Source organism: Streptomyces sp. 4F14, from assembly GCF_048159485.1.
In the GTDB taxonomy this organism is placed as follows: domain Bacteria; phylum Actinomycetota; class Actinomycetes; order Streptomycetales; family Streptomycetaceae; genus Streptomyces.
On the sequence record NZ_JBLRVY010000415.1, the window covers coordinates 1 to 314 of the forward strand.

At 70.4% G+C, this 314-nt stretch carries 1 protein-coding gene; it reads left to right on the plus strand.

Annotation, left to right across the window (positions count from 1 at the left end; genetic code table 11):
• Positions 1–314: family 1 glycosylhydrolase (locus ACLZOT_RS51370; RefSeq protein ID WP_416976163.1), on the plus strand; the 314-nt coding region annotated here is incomplete at both ends.

Consider the following 314-nt stretch of genomic DNA (forward strand, 5'->3'; position numbering starts at 1 on the left):
GGCGGTGGCCTGCGACCACTACCACCGCTACCGCGAGGACGTGGCGCTCCTGGCCGACCTCGGCGTGGACGCGTACCGCTTCTCGATCTCCTGGCCGCGAGTGAACTCCCCGAAGGGCCTCGACTTCGACGACCGTCTGGTCGACGAGCTGTGCGGGGCGGGCGTCCGCCCGGTGCCGACCCTCTTCCACTGGGATCTGCCGGTCACGCTGGACTGGCTGGAGCGGGACACGGCGGCCCGTTTCGCCGAGTACGTGTCGCTGGTCGCCGAGCGGCTCGGTGACCGGGTCGGCAAGTGGATCACTCTCAACGAGC